The sequence below is a fragment of the Acuticoccus mangrovi genome (assembly GCF_016411865.1).
Lineage (GTDB): Bacteria > Pseudomonadota > Alphaproteobacteria > Rhizobiales > Amorphaceae > Acuticoccus > Acuticoccus mangrovi.
In genome coordinates this window covers 107,526-124,403 of the sequence record NZ_JAEKJA010000020.1, presented here as the reverse complement: position 1 = coordinate 124,403, position 16,878 = coordinate 107,526, and the positions used below count along the sequence as shown (strand labels likewise).

Annotated in this window: 16 protein-coding genes; 7 read left to right on the top strand and 9 right to left on the bottom strand. The window is 68.9% G+C overall.

All coding sequences use genetic code 11. From position 1 onward, the window contains the following. Positions 1-104 precede the first annotated feature (104 nt). From murJ to rph, 5 genes are all read right to left on the bottom strand, one after another. Positions 105-1,670, bottom strand: a complete 1,566-nt coding sequence (gene murJ, locus JCR33_RS19005; protein WP_198883699.1) for a murein biosynthesis integral membrane protein MurJ — start codon at positions 1,668-1,670, stop codon at positions 105-107. A 13-nt stretch (positions 1,671-1,683) separates the two neighbouring features. Continuing rightward, entirely contained in the window at positions 1,684-4,461 is a 2,778-nt protein-coding gene (locus JCR33_RS19000) for a [protein-PII] uridylyltransferase (protein ID WP_198883698.1), read from the bottom strand. Further along, positions 4,458-5,636 (bottom strand): radical SAM family heme chaperone HemW, encoded by a 1,179-nt coding sequence (gene hemW / locus JCR33_RS18995; RefSeq protein WP_198883697.1) that lies wholly within the window; start codon positions 5,634-5,636, stop codon positions 4,458-4,460. Before hemW ends, JCR33_RS19000 begins: the two co-directional genes overlap by 4 nt. Positions 5,637-5,733: 97 nt before the next feature. Then, complete coding sequence (gene rdgB / locus JCR33_RS18990; protein ID WP_198883696.1) at positions 5,734-6,357, bottom strand: RdgB/HAM1 family non-canonical purine NTP pyrophosphatase; 624 nt, start codon at positions 6,355-6,357, stop codon at positions 5,734-5,736. Beyond that, positions 6,354-7,067 carry a ribonuclease PH gene (gene rph, locus JCR33_RS18985; RefSeq protein WP_198883695.1) on the bottom strand — a complete coding sequence of 238 codons (714 nt, stop codon included), beginning with the start codon at positions 7,065-7,067 and terminating at the stop codon, positions 6,354-6,356. The genes rdgB and rph overlap by 4 nt, the downstream gene beginning before the upstream one ends. 107 nt (positions 7,068-7,174) lie before the next feature. Between rph and hrcA the strand changes: the two genes are divergently transcribed. The 5 genes from hrcA to JCR33_RS18960 all read left to right on the top strand — a co-directional run bounded on the left by hrcA (position 7,175) and on the right by JCR33_RS18960 (position 10,931). Beyond that, positions 7,175-8,245, top strand: a complete 1,071-nt coding sequence (gene hrcA, locus JCR33_RS18980) for a heat-inducible transcriptional repressor HrcA (protein ID WP_198883694.1) — start codon at positions 7,175-7,177, stop codon at positions 8,243-8,245. A gap of 158 nt (positions 8,246-8,403) precedes the next feature. Next, a complete protein-coding gene (locus JCR33_RS18975; RefSeq protein ID WP_198883693.1) occupies positions 8,404-8,730 on the top strand; it encodes a hypothetical protein in 327 nt (108 codons plus the stop codon). A gap of 77 nt (positions 8,731-8,807) precedes the next feature. Continuing rightward, on the top strand, positions 8,808-9,098 hold the full coding sequence (locus JCR33_RS18970) for a hypothetical protein (RefSeq protein ID WP_211110415.1): 291 nt from the start codon (positions 8,808-8,810) through the stop codon (positions 9,096-9,098). A 99-nt stretch (positions 9,099-9,197) separates the two neighbouring features. After that, on the top strand, positions 9,198-10,400 hold the full coding sequence (locus tag JCR33_RS18965; protein ID WP_198883691.1) for a pyridoxal phosphate-dependent aminotransferase: 1,203 nt from the start codon (positions 9,198-9,200) through the stop codon (positions 10,398-10,400). A 36-nt stretch (positions 10,401-10,436) separates the two neighbouring features. Next, on the top strand, positions 10,437-10,931 hold the full coding sequence (locus JCR33_RS18960; RefSeq protein ID WP_198883690.1) for a DUF992 domain-containing protein: 495 nt from the start codon (positions 10,437-10,439) through the stop codon (positions 10,929-10,931). Positions 10,932-10,997: 66 nt separating this feature from the next. Here JCR33_RS18960 and JCR33_RS25075 read toward each other — a convergent pair whose 3' ends face one another. From JCR33_RS25075 to JCR33_RS18945, 3 genes are all read right to left on the bottom strand, one after another. Next, complete coding sequence (locus JCR33_RS25075; protein ID WP_198883689.1) at positions 10,998-11,990, bottom strand: WecB/TagA/CpsF family glycosyltransferase; 993 nt, start codon at positions 11,988-11,990, stop codon at positions 10,998-11,000. Between the two features lie 171 nt (positions 11,991-12,161). Next, entirely contained in the window at positions 12,162-13,616 is a 1,455-nt protein-coding gene (locus JCR33_RS18950) for an ammonium transporter family protein (protein ID WP_198883688.1), read from the bottom strand. A gap of 29 nt (positions 13,617-13,645) precedes the next feature. Beyond that, positions 13,646-13,984, bottom strand: coding sequence for a P-II family nitrogen regulator (locus tag JCR33_RS18945; protein ID WP_198883739.1), 339 nt, complete (start codon positions 13,982-13,984; stop codon positions 13,646-13,648). Positions 13,985-14,625: 641 nt separating this feature from the next. Here JCR33_RS18945 and JCR33_RS18940 point away from each other — a divergent pair. After that, positions 14,626-15,042 carry an EVE domain-containing protein gene (locus tag JCR33_RS18940; protein ID WP_198883687.1) on the top strand — a complete coding sequence of 139 codons (417 nt, stop codon included), beginning with the start codon at positions 14,626-14,628 and terminating at the stop codon, positions 15,040-15,042. 1 nt (position 15,043) lies between these two features. Continuing rightward, complete coding sequence (locus JCR33_RS18935; protein ID WP_332461226.1) at positions 15,044-15,691, top strand: class I SAM-dependent methyltransferase; 648 nt, start codon at positions 15,044-15,046, stop codon at positions 15,689-15,691. Between the two features lie 28 nt (positions 15,692-15,719). Here the strand turns inward: JCR33_RS18935 and JCR33_RS18930 are convergent, their stop codons facing one another. Further along, positions 15,720-16,871 (bottom strand): amidase, encoded by a 1,152-nt coding sequence (locus JCR33_RS18930; RefSeq protein ID WP_198883686.1) that lies wholly within the window; start codon positions 16,869-16,871, stop codon positions 15,720-15,722. Between the last annotated feature and the right edge of the window lie 7 nt (positions 16,872-16,878).

The window sequence follows — 16,878 nt, the reverse complement described above, 5'->3', positions numbered from 1 at the left end:
GCTCGTTGTTGGAACGGCCTGCGTGTTATCCCGCAACGGCGTCGCCGGCAACTCCGGCGGCGTCATCCATCGTCGCAGCCGGCGGAGGCGTCCGCCGAAGGCCGTCAGCTCTTCTTGAAGGCGCGGATGAGATCGCGCACGCCGATGGCGCCCGACACCTCGCAGACGACGGCGAAGATGGCCGCTGATCCCGCCACCATGATGAGGAGGGCGATGGTGGCGTAGCGGTCGCCGGCAGCGAAGAACCAGCCATTCAGACCGTCGGCGATCAGCACGGCGGCGATCACGAGGGCGAGGGAGGCGGCGAGGAAGCCGAGGGACCGGCTCCACAGGAGGTTGTCGGGCACGAAGTCGCCGCGTCGCAGGAGGCCGGTGAAGAGGAGCAGCGCGTTGACCCATCCGGCGAGGCTGGTGGCGGCGGCGATGCCGACGTGGGCGAGGCCCTGCGGGGCGAGGAGCATCGCGAAGCCGATGGAGCCGGCGACGTTCACCACCATCGAGACGCCGGCGAAGATCATCGGCGTGGCGGTGTCCTCGCGGGCGAAGTAGCTCGGCGAGAACACCTTGATGAGGACGAAGGCCGGCAGCCCGAAGCCGTAGGCGGCGACCGCCGCGGCGGTCATGGCGGCGTCCTCGCGGGTGAAGGCGCCGCGCTCGAAGAGCGGCACGACGATCTCGAACGGCACCACGACGAGGGCGGCGGCGGCCGGCAGCGTCAGCATCAAGGCGAACTCGAACGCCCGGTTCTGGGTCCACAGCGCGCCGCCGACGTCGCCGGCGCGCAGCCGGCGGGAGAGGTCCGGAAGCAGCGCCACGCCGATCGCGACGCCGACGATGCCGAGCGGGAGCTGGTAGAGCCGGTCGGCATAGTAGAGGTGCGACACGGCGCCCGGCCAGAACGAGGCGATGATGGTGCCGGCGACGATGTTGATCTGGGTGATGCCGCCCGCCGCGACGCCCGGGATGCCGAGCTTCACGAGGCGCCTCACGCGCGGCGTCGCGCGGGGGCGGGGAAGGCGCAGGCTCACGCCGGCCCGGCGGATCGCGATGAAGAGAAGGCTCGCCTGGGCAAGACCGGCGACGAACACGCCGCCGGAGAGCACCGTGGCGGCACCCTGCGCGTCGAGCCCCTGCCAGCCCGCCAGAAACAGCGTGGCGATGAGCACGACGTTGAGGAGCACCGGCGCGAAGGCCGCCACCGCGAACCGGTTCAGCGTGTTGAGGATGCCCGAGAAGAAGGCGACCAGCGACATCGCCGCGAGATAGGGGAAGCAGATGCGGGTGTAGAGGACGGTGATGTCGAGCGTTGATTCCTCGGCGAAGCCCGGCGCCATCACGAGGACCAGGAGCGGCATCAACAATTCGGCGAGCGCGGTGACCCCGAGGAGGAAGACGAGGAGCCAGGAGAGCACCATCGAGGCGAAGGTTTCGCCGCCCGCCTCGCCGTCCTCGGCACGGGCGCGGGCGAAGAGGGGCACGAAGGCGGAGTTGAAGGCGCCTTCGGCAAACAGGCGGCGGAAGAGGTTGGGCAGCTTGAAGGCGACGAAGAAGGCGTCCGACACCGGCCCGGCACCGAGGATCGCCGCGATGAGAATATCGCGGGCGAAGCCCAGGACGCGCGAGGCCGCGGTGTAGGCCCCGACGGTGGCGAAGTTGCGCGCGAGCTGCATGGGGCCCCGTGCCTCAGGCGGCCGACTTGGCGAGGCGGGCCTCGCCCGGCCGATCGTAGGCCTCGACGAGATGCTCGGCGATCTTCGTCTTCAGCTCCGGATCGGTGATCTGCACGTCGTCCGGCCCGGTGACGTAGAAGACGTCCACGACGCGCTCGCCGAAGGTCGCGATCTGCGCGGAGCGGACGTTGAGCTTCAGGTCGAGGAAGGCCTCGGCGAGGTCGCGGAAGAGGCCGGGGCGGTCGAGACCGGTCACCTCCACCGCGGTGTAGCCGTCCGACCAGTCGTTGGAGAGGAGCACGTCGGTCGGGTGGGTGAAGGCCTTCTGCTTCACCGCGCGGGCGCGGCGGTCGATCGCCTTCGGCACGGGCACACGCTCGGCAAGCGCGTCGCGCACGGTCTGGGCGATCCGCTTGACCCGCTGCTCCTCGTCCTCGGCGTCGTCGGACAGGGGGGTGATGGTGAAGATGTCGAGCGCGAGGCCGTCGCGCGTGGTGAAGATGTCGGCCGACACCACGTTGGCCTGGGCCGAGGCGCAGGCCGCGGCCACGACGGCGAGAAGGCGCGGCGCGTCGCGGGCGATGAGGGTCATCTCGGTGACGCCGCTGTCGGAGAGCTTACGGAAGCCGGAGATGATGTTGGCCGGATCGCCGCTCTTCATCAGCTCGGCATGATAGAGCGCGTCGTCGATGTGGGTGCGGATCCAGTAGGGCTTGCCATGCCGGTCGACGGTCGCCTGGCGCTCTTCCGGGGTGAGGAAGGTGGCGCGCTTGATGAAGGTCGCGTGCGCCGCCTTGATCCGGGCGGAGCGCGGCCGGCGGGTGTGGCGGGCCGCGATGATCGCCTCGGTCTCGTCGTAGAGGGTGGCGAGGAGCTGGCGCTTCCAGCCGTTCCACACGTTCGGGCCGACGGCCGCGATGTCGACTTCGGTGAGGATCTCGAGGAGGGTTAGGCGCTCGAAGCTCTGCACCTTCTGGGCGAAGGCGTCGATGGTCTTGGGATCGGAGAGGTCGCGCGACTGGGCGGTGATGGACATCGTCAGATGCTCTTCCACCAGCCAGGCGACGAGCTCCGTCTCCGCCGCCGTCAGCCCGAAGCGGGGGCAGAGGCGCCGAGCGATGCGGGCGCCCTCGATGGAGTGGTCCTTCGGGCGGCCCTTGGCGATGTCGTGCAGGAAGACGGCGACGTAGAGGGCGCGGCGGTTCTGGATCGTCTTGACGAGCTGGGTTGCGAGCGGATGCTCGTGCTCGGCGCGGCCCTGCTCGATGTCGGCGAGCACGCCGATGGTGCGGATGAGGTGCTCGTCCACCGTGTAGTGGTGGTACATGTTGAACTGCATCATCGCGACGACCTTGCCGAAGTCGGGCACGAACGCGCCGAGCACGCCGGTCTCGTTCATGAGGCGCAGGAGCGTCGCGGGATCGTTGCTCTCGGTCAGCAGCGCCAGGAAGATGCGGTTGGCTTCCGGGTCGGCGCGCACCGACTGGTCGATGAGCCGCAGCGAGCGCCGCAGCTCGAACATCGTGTCGGGATGGGGCGACAGATTGTTGGCGTCGGCGAGCTCGAAGATCCTGAGCATGTTGACCGGATCCTCGCTGAAGGCGTCCGGCCGGGTCAGCACGATGCGGTTGTGCTCGGCGTGGAAGTCGGGTGTCAGGATGCGCACGGCCTGACCCGTCAGCGAGCGCAGCATGCGCGAGAGGCCGAGCGCCTGCACGACGTGCTGGGCCTCGAGCGCGGCGCACAGGATGCGGGTGAGGTCGCCGACGTCCTTCGCGACGAGGAAGTAGTGCTTCATGAAGCGCTCGACGTCGGAAAGGCCCGGACGCGGCGCATAGCCGAGCCGCTGGGCGATCTCGCGCTGAAGCTCGAAGGTCAGCCGTTCCTCGGCGCGACCGGTGAGGAAGTGCAGATGGCAGCGCACCGACCACAGGAAGTCGTCGCACTTCTTGAAGAGGCGATATTCCTTCTCCGAGAACACGCCTTCGTCGACGAGCTCGGCCTCGGTGCGCACGCGGTAGAAATATTTGGCGATCCAGAAGAGGGTGTTGAGGTCGCGCAGGCCCCCCTTGCCCTCCTTCACGTTGGGCTCGACGAGGTAGCGTGTCATGCCCTGCCGGCGGTGCCGCTCGTCCCGTTCGGCGAGCTTGGCGGCGATGAACTTCTTGCCGGTGCCCCGCACCACCGCCTGGTCGAAGCGCTCCACGAGGTGATCGGCGAGATTTTCGTCGCCGTCGATGAAGCGGCACTCGAGGAGGGCGGTGCAGATGGTCGTGTCGACGCGGGCGAGCTTGATGCACTCGTCCACCGAGCGGGCGGCGTGACCCACCTTCAGGCCGAGATCCCACATCATGTAGAGGATCGTCTCGACCATCGACTCCGTCCACGGCGTGGGCCGGTAGGGGTAGAGGAAGAGGAGGTCGATGTCGGAGCCCGGGGCGAGCAGGCCGCGGCCGTAGCCGCCGGTTGCCACTACCGACAGGCGCTCGGCGACCGACGGATTGGCCGTCGGATAGATGTGCTCGGCGGCGAAGCGGTAGAAGGCACGGATGACCGCGTCCTGGCCGGCGGCGAGCACCTTGGCGGCGATCACGCCGGACTTCGTCTCGTTGAGCGTCGCCTCGCACGCCTTGAGGGCGTCGGCGCGGGCGGCCTTCATGCGGGCGAGGATCGCGGGTCGGGCGTCGGCCCAGCGCTCGCCGTTGTCGACATAGAGGTCTTCGAGCTCGCCGAGGAGGCGATCGGTCTCGGCGGCGGCGCTGGTGGGCAGGGTGCTTTCGGTGGTGCTCATGATGCGAGCTCCCGGACGATGGCATTGGTGAGGAGACGGGCGGCGTCCGGAATGCGGATGCGGCGTCCGCTGCGGGACAGGAAGCCCTCGCTGGCGAGGGCGTCGACGCGGCGTTCGTCGAGCGGAGCGCCGGCGCGACGGGCGTAGGCGTCGAGATCGAGGCCTTCGGAGAGGCGCAGGCCCATCAGGAGGAACTCGTCGGCCGTCGCCGCGGTGTCGAGCGGCTCGCGCTCGGCGAGCCCGTGGCCGTTCGCCTCCACCGCGGTGAGCCAGTCTTCCGGCCGACGGTGGGTGGCGGTCGCGGTGCGCGTCCCCTCGATGTCGAGCCGCCCATGCGCGCCGGCGCCCGCCCCGATGTAGCGGCCGCCACGCCAATAGAGGAGGTTGTGCCGCGCCTCCTCGTCGTCGCGGGCATGGTTCGACACCTCGTAGCGCGCGAAGCCCGCGGCGGAGGTGAGGGCGTGGGTCAGCTCGTAGAGGTCGGCGGCGGCGTCGTCTTCCGGCACCACGAGCTTGCCGGCCTCGTGGAGGTCGAAGAAGCGCGTGCCCTCCTCGATGGTGAGCTGGTAGAGTGACAGATGGTTGCCGCAGATCTCCAGCATCTCCGAGAGCTCGTCGGCCCAGTCGGCGGTGGTCTGACCGGGGCGCGCGTAGATGAGGTCGGCGGAGACGCGGGGGAAGATGCCCTGCGCGAGGGCGAGGGCCGCGCGGGCGGTGGCCGCGTCGTGGCGGCGGCCGAGGGCGACGAGCGCGTCGTCGTGGAGCGATTGGACGCCGAGGGAGACGCGGTTGACGCCGGCCGCGCGGAAACCCTCGAAACGGGACTGCTCGACGGAGGAGGGATTGGCTTCGAGGGTGATCTCGGCATCGCTGGGCAGGCCGAGGGCGTCGTCGATCGCCTCGAGGACGGTGGCGACGGTGGCGGGCTCCATCAGCGAGGGCGTGCCGCCGCCGAAAAACACGCTCGTCGGGTTCTTCTCGCCGCTCCATGAGGCCATCGTGGCGAGCTCGCGGGCGAGCGCCCGGGCATAGCGCTGCTGATCCACCCCGCCGTGGCGAACATGGCTGTTGAAGTCGCAATAAGGACACTTCGACTGGCAGAACGGCCAGTGGACATAGACGCCGAAGCCGCCATCGTCGGCACGGGTCGTGACGTCGTCCTCCAATGTCTCCATCGTCTCTCCTGAAGCGCGTCGGCTCGGCCGAACGCCGCGCTCCCGTTGATCCATCCCATCCGGGGCTCCGACATTGCCACGGAGGCCGGCCGGCACGCTACCTCAGCGCTGCCAGGAAGCGGGCGACGGCGCGTGCGCGGTGCGAGAGTGGTGCGTCGCCGCCATGCTTTTCCTCGGCGCTCATCTCGCCGAAGGTGCGCCCATCGCCTTGGGCGGGGATGAAGACGGGATCGTAGCCGAAGCCGCCGGGGCCGCGCGGGCCGTCGGCGATGTGCCCGTCGACTCGTCCCTCGAAGAATTGTGTCGGCTCGCCCGGCCGCGCAAGGGCGAGCACTGCGACAAACGCGGCCGAGCGCGCCGCGGGGCTCGTCGCTCCCTTTTCGGCGAGGAGGTCGGTGACGCGGCCGATGGCGGCGGTGAAGTCCTTCTCCGGCCCCGCCCAGCGGGCCGAGTAGACGCCCGGGTCGCCGCCGAGTGCGTCGACCACCAGGCCCGAATCATCGGCGAGGGCGGGGCGGCCGGTCGCCCTCATGGCGGCCTCCGCCTTCAGCGCGGCGTTACCTACGAAGGTGGTCTCGGTCTCCTCCGGCTCGGGCAGTCCGAGGGCGCCGGCGCCCTCCACCGCGATCCCGAGCGGGGCGAGCAGCGTGGCGAACTCGGCGAGCTTGCCCGCGTTGTGGGTGGCGAGAACGAGGCGGTCGCCGATCTCGAGGCGACTCACGCGACCGTCAGCTTCTGGAGGTCGACCAGGCGGGCGATGCCGTCGCTCGCAAGGTCGATCAGCGCGTTGAACTCGTCGCGGGTGAAGGGCTCGCCTTCGGCCGTGCCCTGCACCTCGACGAGCTTGCCGCTGCCGGTCATCACGAAGTTGGCGTCGGTCTCGGCGGAGGAGTCCTCCACATAGTCGAGGTCGATCACCGGGGCGCTGCCGACGATGCCGCAGGAGATCGCCGCCACATGGTCGACGAGAACCGGGCCCGTCACCATGCCGGCGTCGCGCATGTAGCCGATGCAGTCCGACAGGGCGACCCAGGCGCCGGTGATGGCGGCGGTGCGGGTGCCGCCGTCGGCCTGCAGCACGTCGCAGTCGACGCTGATCTGACGCTCCCCGAGGGCGCGACGGTCGACGATGGCGCGCAGCGAGCGGCCGATCAGGCGCTGGATCTCCTGGGTGCGTCCGGATTGCTTGCCGGCGGAGGCTTCGCGACGCATCCTCTCCTTGGTGGCGCGCGGAAGCATGCCATATTCAGCAGTGACCCACCCTTCGCCGCCGCCGCGCAGCCAGGGGGGGACGCGCTCTTCCAGCGAGGCGGTGCACAGGACATGGGTGTTGCCGAACTTCACGAGGCAGGAGCCTTCGGCATAGCGCGATACGCCGCGCTCCAGGCTGACGGCTCGCATCTCGTCGCTGGCTCGCCCGTCGTGTCGCATTGTGTGTCCTCCTCGGCGTGGGGGGTGAGCGTTGGCATAGAAAGACGCGGCGCGATAGGGCTCAATGGGGTTTCGAGCAGGGCGTGATGGGAGGTTCTTTGCCGGGCATGCAGCTTGTTGATGCGACGGCCGGAGCGTTTGAGCTCGACGAGCGGTCGAAGGACATCTTTCGTCAGATCGTGGACGCGTATCTTTCGACGGGCGAGCCGATCGGCTCGCGCTCGATCTCGCGCGCCTTGCCGACGAAACTGTCGCCGGCGTCGGTGCGCAACGTCATGAGCGACCTCGAGCACCTCGGGCTCATCTACGCGCCACACACCTCGGCCGGGCGCCTGCCGACCGATCGGGGGCTGCGTTTCTTCGTCGATGCGCTCCTCAACGTCGGCGAGCTCAGCGCCGACGAGCGCGTCGGTATCGAAGCGGAGGTGATGGGGCCGCCGGGCGGCGAGGCGATGGACGCGGCGCTCAGCAAGGCGTCGATGGTGCTGTCGGGCCTGTCGAGCGGCGCCGGCGTGGTGCTGACCCATACGCAGGACATGCGTATGAAGCACATCGAGTTCGTGCCCCTCGACCCCGGCAAGGCGCTGGTCGTGCTGGTGGGCGAGGACGGGTCGGTGGAGAACCGCGTGGTCGACCTGCCGCCGGGGTTGCCGCCCTCGGCGCTGCAGGAGGCGTCCAACTACCTCAACGCCCACATCCGCGGCGCGACGCTGAGCGAGGCGCGCGACATCATCGCCCGCCGCGCGGCGGAGGAGCGGGCGGCGCTCGACATCCTCACCTCCAAGCTGGTGGACGACGGCATCGCCACCTGGAGCCAGGCCTCGAGCAAGGGTCCCGGCACGCTGATCGTGCACGGGCGCGGCAACCTGCTGCAGAATGTCGAGGTGCGCGACGACGTGGACCGGGTGCGCCAGCTCCTCGACGATCTCGAGACCAAGCAGGAGCTGATGCAGCTTCTGTCGCTCACCGAGGAGGGCGACGGGGTGAGGATCTTCATCGGCTCGGAGAACAAGTTGTTCTCCCTGTCCGGCTCGTCGCTCATCATGTCGCCCTACCGCGACAATCAGCAGCGCATCGTCGGGGTGCTCGGGATCATCGGCCCGACGCGCCTTAACTATGCGAAGATCATTCCGGCCGTCGACTTCACCGCGCAGGTGGTGAGCAAGCTCATGAAATGATACGCAATCCGAAAGTCGATGTGGTTTGTTTGTTCGCCAGTCGCGCCGAACTGCGTTAAGGTTGCGCGTCTCCGCCCGGCAGGGTGGCTCGACGGGGACCGGAACGGCGCCGATCGGCGTTGGAAACGCGAAGGCGATGGAGCGCCGGGGAGACGAGAATGATGAGATACGCTGTAGCTGCGCTTCTCGCGGCGGGCACCATGGGCACCGCATTCGCGCAGGACGTGCCGAGCATCACGGTGCGCCCGATGTACAACGGGGCCTACGGCTCCGGGTCCGGCAGCGCCTATGTGGGTCCCTACCGGGATCTGCCGGGCGTATCGATGTTCGCGGGCAGGGCGGTTCCCGTCACGTCCAGCCTGGCGAACGGCGGCGTCAAGCTGACTGACGGCACCAAGATCGCCAACGAATACACCTACGGGCCCCGTCCGCTGCCGATCCTCGATGCCTATCACGGCACGTTGAGCCCCGGCATTCCGTTCTGATCCACCCGCCGCGCGCGCGACGTCGGCCGAGGCCGGCGCGCTCCCGCGTAGCGTCTTTCGCGACGAAAGGACCGGCGATGCGCTCCATGACGGGCCCCATCGCAGCCGTGGCCATCGCGCTCACGGCGCTTCCCGCATCCGCCACGACCTGGACCAAACCGGATGCGTCGGCGGCCGACATCAAGGCCGCCGTCGCCCAATGCCAGGCCGACGCCAAGATCGCCGCCATGCCCGCCGACGCCCGGCCGCCCGACCACGAGAACAGCGCGTGGCTGCAGGAGGTGATCGACGCCGGCGCGGCGCACGGCTTCACCGAAGACGAGCTCGTGACGAGCTGCATGAAGGCGAACGGCTTCTACGACGACTAGGCCGCCGGGCGACGCGAAAACTTGCGCTGCCGCCTTGCGGCGGCGGAGGGATGCGCCGATAAGGGCGGCATCTTCCCACCCCCCGAACGGACCTTTGTCATGGCCTTCCTGTCCGACACCCTTTCGCGCGTAAAGCCCTCAGCCACCATCGCCGTCACCACCAAAGCGGCCGAGCTGAAGCGTGCGGGCCGGGACGTGATCGGTCTCGGCGCGGGCGAGCCCGACTTCGACACGCCCGAGAACGTCAAGGAAGCCGCGATCCGCGCCATCCGCGAGGGCAAGACGAAGTATACCCCGGTCGACGGGATGCCCGAACTGAAGGAAGCGATCGTCGCCAAGTTCGCGCGCGAGAACAATCTCGATTATGCGACCAGCGAGATCTCGGTGGGGACCGGCGGCAAGCAGGTGCTCTACAACGCGTTGATGGCGACGCTGAACCCCGGCGACGAGGTGGTCATCCCGGCGCCCTACTGGGTGAGCTACCCCGACATGGTGCTTCTCGGCGGCGGCACGCCCGTCGAGGCGGCGACCTCGCTCGCCAACGGCTTCAAGCTGACCGCGGCGGCGCTCGAGGCGGCGATCACGCCGAAGACCAAGTGGCTGATCCTCAACTCGCCCTCGAACCCGTCCGGCGCGGCCTACACGCGCGAGGAGCTGAAGGCGCTCACCGACGTCCTGATGCAGCACCCGCACGTGTGGGTGATGACCGACGACATGTACGAGCACCTCGTCTACGACGACTTCGTGTTCCACACCGTCGCCGAGGTCGAGCCGGAGCTGAAGGAGCGCACCCTCACGGTGAACGGCGTCTCCAAGGCCTACGCGATGACCGGTTGGCGCATCGGCTATGCCGGCGGTCCGCAGATGCTGGTCAAGGCGATGGCGAAGATCCAGTCGCAGTCGACGTCGAACCCCTCGTCCATCTCCCAGTGGGCCGCGGTTGAGGCGCTCAACGGGCCGCAGGAGAACATCGACGCCAACAACAAGGTGTTCCGCGAGCGGCGCGATCTCGTCGTGTCGATGCTGAACCAGGCGAAGGGCCTCTCCTGCCCGACGCCGGAAGGCGCGTTCTACGTCTACCCGTCCTGTGCGGGCACGATCGGCCGCACGTCGCCGTCCGGCAAAGTGCTGGAGACAGATTCGGACTTTGTGACGGAACTTTTGGAGACCGAGGGCGTTGCCGTCGTGCAGGGGTCCGCGTTCGGTTTGGCTCCGCACTTCCGGATTTCATACGCCACCGCGACGGATGCGTTGGAAGAGGCCTGCCGGCGGATCCAGAGGTTCTGCGGCAACCTTTCCTGAGCCGCCAGCCGCGGGGCAGCACGCGCGAGGGATAGGATGCGTCGTTCTCTACTGGCGCTCGCCGCGATGGCAAGTGCTCTCATGACCGCGAGCCCCGCGGCCAACGCCAGCTTCGGCATTCGCGTCGGGCTGCTGACGTGCGATGTCCAGGCGGGCTACGGCCTCATCTTGGGGTCGCGCAAGGTGCTCGGCTGCCACTTCAAACCCATCGGCCGGCCCAGCGAGACCTACGACGGGTCGATCACCAAGGTGGGGATCGACGCCGGCATGACGGGTGGCTCCAAGATCGTCTGGGCCGTCTTCGCCCCGACCCTGCAGCTCTCCCCGGGCGCCCTCGAGGGTCGCTACTATGGGGTGACGGCGGAGGCGACGCCGGGCGTCGGCATCGGCGCCAACGTGCTGATCGGCGGCTTCGACCGGTCGATCAATCTGCAGCCGATCTCGGTGCAGGGTCAGGTGGGTGCCAACATCGCCGCCGGCATCGCCGGGCTGCGGCTGAAGTCCCCGCCGCCTCCCGTCTATAAGCGCTGACGCGTCCCCGGCGCGGTCCGACAAAGGCATAGCAAAGGCCGTCCCGACGGGGCGGCCTTTGCCGTTTCAGCCGGTGGTGCCGGAGCGGTCGGCCTCCTCGGCGATCGCATCGAGGGCGGCGGCTTCGGCGGCCTTCTCGTGGGCGATGCGATCGCGCCGGTGCATGCGGTAGAGGCCCGGCAGGCGGGCGAGGATGCGCGCATAGCGTGGGCCGAGCCGGCGCGGCTCGGTGCCGGCGCGCCACAGCCACTCGAGGCCGGTCTTCTGCATCGCCGTCGGCGCCCGCCGCACGTCGCCGGACAGGAAGTCGAGCCCGCCGCCGATGTTGAGGAACACGCCGTGGCGGACCGCCTTCGCCATGGCGTTCGACCAGATCTCCTGCTTGGGCGCGCCGAGCGCCACGAAGATGATGTCCGGCCGCACGGTACGGAACAGGCGCACCAGCTCGCGCTGCAGCTCGGCGTCGCGCTCGAAGCCGAAGGGCGGGGCGTAGATCCCCTTGATCTCGAGCCCGGGAAAGTCGCGTCTGAGGCCCGCGGCGGCGGTCTCGAGGCGCTCCAGGGTGGAGCCGAACAGGAAGATGGAGCGGCCGGCGCGGGCCGCCTCCCCCGCCACCGGTAGGATGAGGTCGGAGCCGGCGACGCGCTCCACCAGCGGCGTCCCCTCCCGCCGCGAGACCCAGATGAACGGCATCCCGTCGGCGGTCACGAGATCGGCTTCGGCGTAGGCCCGCTGGAAGGCCTCGTCGGTCTCGAGCTTCATCACGTGGTCGAGGTTGGCCGTGATGACGGTGCGCGCCGGCACTGTGCTCGACCAGGCGATGATCCGCTCCACGGTGCGGGTGAGGTCGAGGTTCGCCACCTCGATCCCGAACAGGCGCTGGGTGGGGATCGGGCTGAGGCTCTGCGGGTCGGGCGGCTTGGGACGCCGGCGCTCGACAAGAGGTTGAGCCGGCTGCGCCGGAGCGCCATGAGCCGCACGGAATGCGTCGCGGGCGAGCAGGAAGCCGGTCACGGCGCGGCGCAGAGGGTTCACCATCGGGGTGTCGAGCCCTTTCACGTCGGTTCGTCATGCGGGCCGGCCGGGGCCGGAACGCCATCGTCCTTCACCAATGCACGGGGAGGTGGTCCCGTTCAAACCGATGTTGGGCGCGTCGGTGGCTGGCCACAAAAAAGGCCCGGGCGAACCCGGGCCTTGATCGCGGACTCTCTGAGCCGATCGCCGGCGGGATCAGGCCCGCTGGCTGCCGAACTCTGGGTAGGCGAGGATGCCGACCTCTGCCGAGTCGAGACCGACCGCCTCTTCCTCGGGCGTCGCTCGCAGACCGGTGACCGCGGCGAGGATGAGCCACAGGATGAGGCTCGAGAAGAAGGCCAGAGCGCCGATCGAGATCACGCCGATGAACTGGACGTAGTAGGTCGCGTCCGAGTTGGAGAGCGGCACGATCATGGTGCCCCAGATACCGCAGACGAGGTGGACCGGGATGGCGCCGACCACGTCGTCGAGGTGGATGCGGTCGAGGAGCGGCACGAACACCACCACGAGCACGCCGCCGATGCCGCCGATCATCGCCGCCTGGGCCATGGTCGGAGCGAGCGGCTCCGCAGTGATGGAGACGAGACCGCCGAGGGCGCCGTTGAGGGCCATCGTGACGTCGACCTTGCGGTAGAGGAGCTGGGTGAGGATCACGCAGACCACCACGCCGGCCGCGGCCGCCGTGTTGGTGTTGACGAAGATCTTCGCCACCGAGGAGGCGTCTTCCATGCTGGCGAGGGCGAGCTGGGAACCGCCGTTGAAGCCGAACCAGCCGAGCCAGAGGATGAAGGTGCCGAGCGTGGCGAGGGGGATCGAGGAGCCCGGCATCGGGTGGATCACGCCGTTCTCACCGAACTTGCCCGCACGGGCGCCGACCACGATGGCGCCGGCGAGAGCCGCCCAGCCACCGACCGAGTGCACCAGCGTGGAACCGGCGAAGTCGGAGAAGCCCATCTGGTCGAGCCAGCCCGCACCCCACTCCCAGGAGCCGGTGATCGGGTAGAGGATACCGGTCAGGAAGACGGTGAAGATCAGGAACGGCCACAGGCGCATGCGCTCGGCCACCGTGCCGGACACGATCGAGGCCGTGGTGGCGCAGAACACCATCTGGAAGAACCAGTCGGAGGCGGCGGCGTAGTCACCGGTATCGGCCGACGGCGCCGGGATGTCCTTCATCGAGAAGGTGCCGAGATAGCCGGCGAGCTCGGGGATGTTGTTGGCGACGTCGACGCCTTCGTACATCAGGTTGTAGCCGAGCAGCCAGAACATCAGGCCGGCGATCGAGTACAGGGCGATGTTCTTCAAGCACTGCATCGAGGCGTTCTTGGCGCGCACGAGACCCGCCTCGAGCATGGCGAAGCCGGCCGCCATGAACATCACCAGGAAGCCGGTGACGAGGAAGAGGAAGGTGTTGGCGACGAAGGGGAACGCCGAGGGCTCGGCGGGAGCGGCCGGGGCCGCCGCCGCTGCGGCTTCAGCCGCGGGCGCAGCCGCCGCCGGAGCAGCAGCAGCGGCGCTCGCCGCTGCGTCGACAGCGGGAGCCGCCGACGTGGTGTCCGCACCGGTTTCCGTCTGCGCCCAGACGGCGGTGGCCGTCACGGCGAGGGCGATCCCCGCTCCGGCGATTGTCCAGAAAGTTTGCTTCTTCATGAGAGTGTCCGCGAGAGAGGGAGGAAAGATCAAAGGGCTTCGACGTCCACTTCGCCGGTGCGCACGCGCACGGCGGTGTCGAGCGTGTAGACGAAGATCTTGCCGTCGCCGATCTGGCCGGTTTTGGCCGAGGTCTGGATTGCCTCGATCACCCGGGGGACCGACTCGGAAGGCACGGCCACTTCGATCTTCAGCTTCGGCAGAAAGCTGACCGCGTATTCAGTGCCACGGTAGACTTCGGTATGGCCCTTTTGACGGCCATAGCCCTTCACTTCCGTAACCGTCAGCCCTGAAACGCCAATGGAGGAGAGTGCATCGCGCACCTCGTCCAGCTTGAACGGCTTGATGATCGCCATCACAATTTTCATGCGCATTCCCTATGTCTCCCCGGCGGGCTCGGGGCGCCCGACGGCGGTCAACACAAACGCTTTACAAGGTCTGTGCCAACCGTGGGCGCCGTGGTTGCCCGCCTCGTGTACACTGTTGCTGCTCAAAGAAAAAGCAGTTGCCCAGGGTTCAAGCGCACAAAGTCCACAAAGACGGCGGCGCGATGACGCGGCCATCGACGCCGCTCCGTCGCCCCGAGCGGGCCGTGTGCCGGCGCAAAAAGTGCTAAAACATATGGCGCGCCAAAAAAGTAGGCATTCGTGCGCGAACGCCATGTTTTTCTGATGGATGCCATGAAGAGAAGCGCCCCTGGAGATGTGTGCGGCGCACAAAAAAAGAGGCCCGTCGGGGCCTCTTTGAACTTTTTTAGCGGACCTTTTCTGCGACTCTTCTAATGAAGCCGTTGCGTCCGTGAAGAGATATTAGCAATTAGGAAGTTTAAGTCAACAGCCGTTTGAAAAAAAACTCATCAGCGGCTCGCCACGATTTGGACACAAGCCCGAACATGTGAAAAGCGGGGTCGAGAACCCGTGTCATTCGGCTCGTGCGCGGGTCGCGGCGGCTCTGCTACAGTCCGCCGGCGCCGCGACGATTCGCGAGACGGCGCCACGATGGGGGAGCGATGGCGTATTGGCTGTTCAAGTCCGAGCCGAATACCTGGAGTTGGGACGATCAGGTGAAGGCCGGCAAGAAGGGCACCGAGTGGGACGGGGTGCGCAACTTTCTCGCCCGCAATCAAATGCGCCAGATGAAGGTCGGCGACCGCGGCTTCTTCTACCACTCGGTCAACGCCAAGGAGATCGTCGGGATCGTGGAGGTGGCGAAGGCGGCTCATCCCGATTCCACCGACGACACCGGCAAGTGGGAATGCGTCGACATCCGCGCGCTGGAGCCGCTCGCCCGACCCGTCACCCTCGCCGAGGTCAAGACGCACGACACGCTCAAGGACATGGCCCTCGTCACCAACTCCCGCCTCTCGGTTCAGCCGGTGAAGGAGGCCGAGTGGGAGGCCGTGCTCGCCCTCGCGAACGGAGAGTGAGGTGGAGCGCGCCGCCTTCGTGCGCGAGAACACCGTCATAAAAACGCCGGCGCATGTGCCGGAAATTCGCCTCCACCTCGCCGACGAGGCGCTGCCGCTGTGGCAGATGACCGAGGACGAGCTCGGCGAGACGGGTTTGCCGCCGCCGTTCTGGGCCTTTGCGTGGGCCGGCGGACAGGCGCTCGCCCGCTACGTGCTCGACGCGCCCGAACTCGTGCGCGGCAAGCGCGTGCTCGATCTCGGTGCCGGTGGCGGCATCGCCGGGATCGCCGCCGCCCTCTGCGGCGCGGCGAGCGTGCGCGCCGCGGAGATCGATCCCTTCGCCCGCACCGCCATCTCGCTCAACGCCGCGCTCAACGGGGTGAGCCTCGCGCCGGTCGGCGAGGACCTGCTGGACGGACCGGCCGACGCCGACGTGGTGCTCGCCGGCGACATCTTCTACGAGAAGCCGCTCGCCACCCGCGCCTACGGCTTTCTCGTCCGTGCCGACGAGGCGGGGGCGCTGGTCCTCATCGGCGATCCCAAACGCTCCTACCTGCCGGCGGACCGGCTCACCATCGCGGCCACCTACACCATCCCCGGCAACGCGGCGCTGGAGGATCAGGACGTGAAGCGCACCAGCGTGTGGCGGCTCGCCGAACGCTGGTGACGGACGGGCGCTCGGCGCGTTGATGCGCTCAGAGGGTGGCGGCGAGGGAGAGGAGGCTGCCTTCGCCGTGGCGGGGGCCGACGAGGCTGAGGCCGACCGGGCCGCCCTCCACCACGCCCGCCGGCACCGAGAGCTGCGGCAGGCCGGCATGGCCGGCGAGGCAGAGCATCCGCAGCGCGCGGTTGCGGAACGCGTTGAGGGTCGGCTCGTCGGCATCGCGGAACGGCGCGGGGCCGGGGCTCGTCGGCAGCACGACGACGGCGCCGTCGGCAAGGAGAGCGGCGGCGCGGGCGCGCACCTTCTCGCGCATCGCAAGGGCGGCGGCGCGCTCGTCGGAGCCGATGGCGCTCGCCATCGCGAAGCGGTCAGCGATGCCCGGGCCGAAGTTCGGCTTGACCGCGCTCACCCACGCGCCGTGCGTCTCCCAGACCTCCGCCGCCTGGGCGATGCGGAAGGCGTCGAACCACGTGTCGATCCCCTCCTCGGCGACGACGACGGGCACGGCGGGGCCGACGGCCGCCTCCAGCGCGGCGAGGGTGGGGGCGACCGCATCGACCGTCGCCGGCATCGCCTGCGCCCAGAGATCGACGGGCAGCAGCAGGCGGGGCGGCAGGGGCCCTTCGCCAGCAAGACCCATGGCGGCGGTGGTGCGCGCCATGGTGGCGAGATCGCGGGTGAACCAGCCGACGGTGTCGAACGAGGGCGCCATCGGCATCGCCCCCTCGAGCGGTACCGCGCCGTGCGTCGTGCGCAGCCCCCAGACGCCGCAGAAGGAGGCCGGCAGGCGCACCGAGCCGCCGGTGTCGGAGCCGAGGCCGATGTCGACGAGCCCGGCCGCCACCGCCGCCACCGAGCCGGACGAGGAGCCGCCCGGCATGCGGCGCGGGTCGGCGCTGTTCGTCGGCGTGCCGTAGTGGGCGTTGGCGCCCATCAGCGAATAGGCGAGCTCGTCGGTGTGGGTCTTGCCCATGAGCGTGGCGCCGGCCGCGAGCAGCGTCGCCACCACGGGGCAGTGCGCCGTCGCCGCCGGATGGGTGCGCGCCCAGTCCGGATTGCCGCAGCCCGTCACGTGGCCTTCGACGTCGTAGAGGTCCTTGGCGCCGAAGGTGAGGCCCGACAGCGGGCCGCTGCCGCCCTCGATGGTGAAGACGTCCACGAAGGCGTTGACGGTGTCCTCCATCGGGACG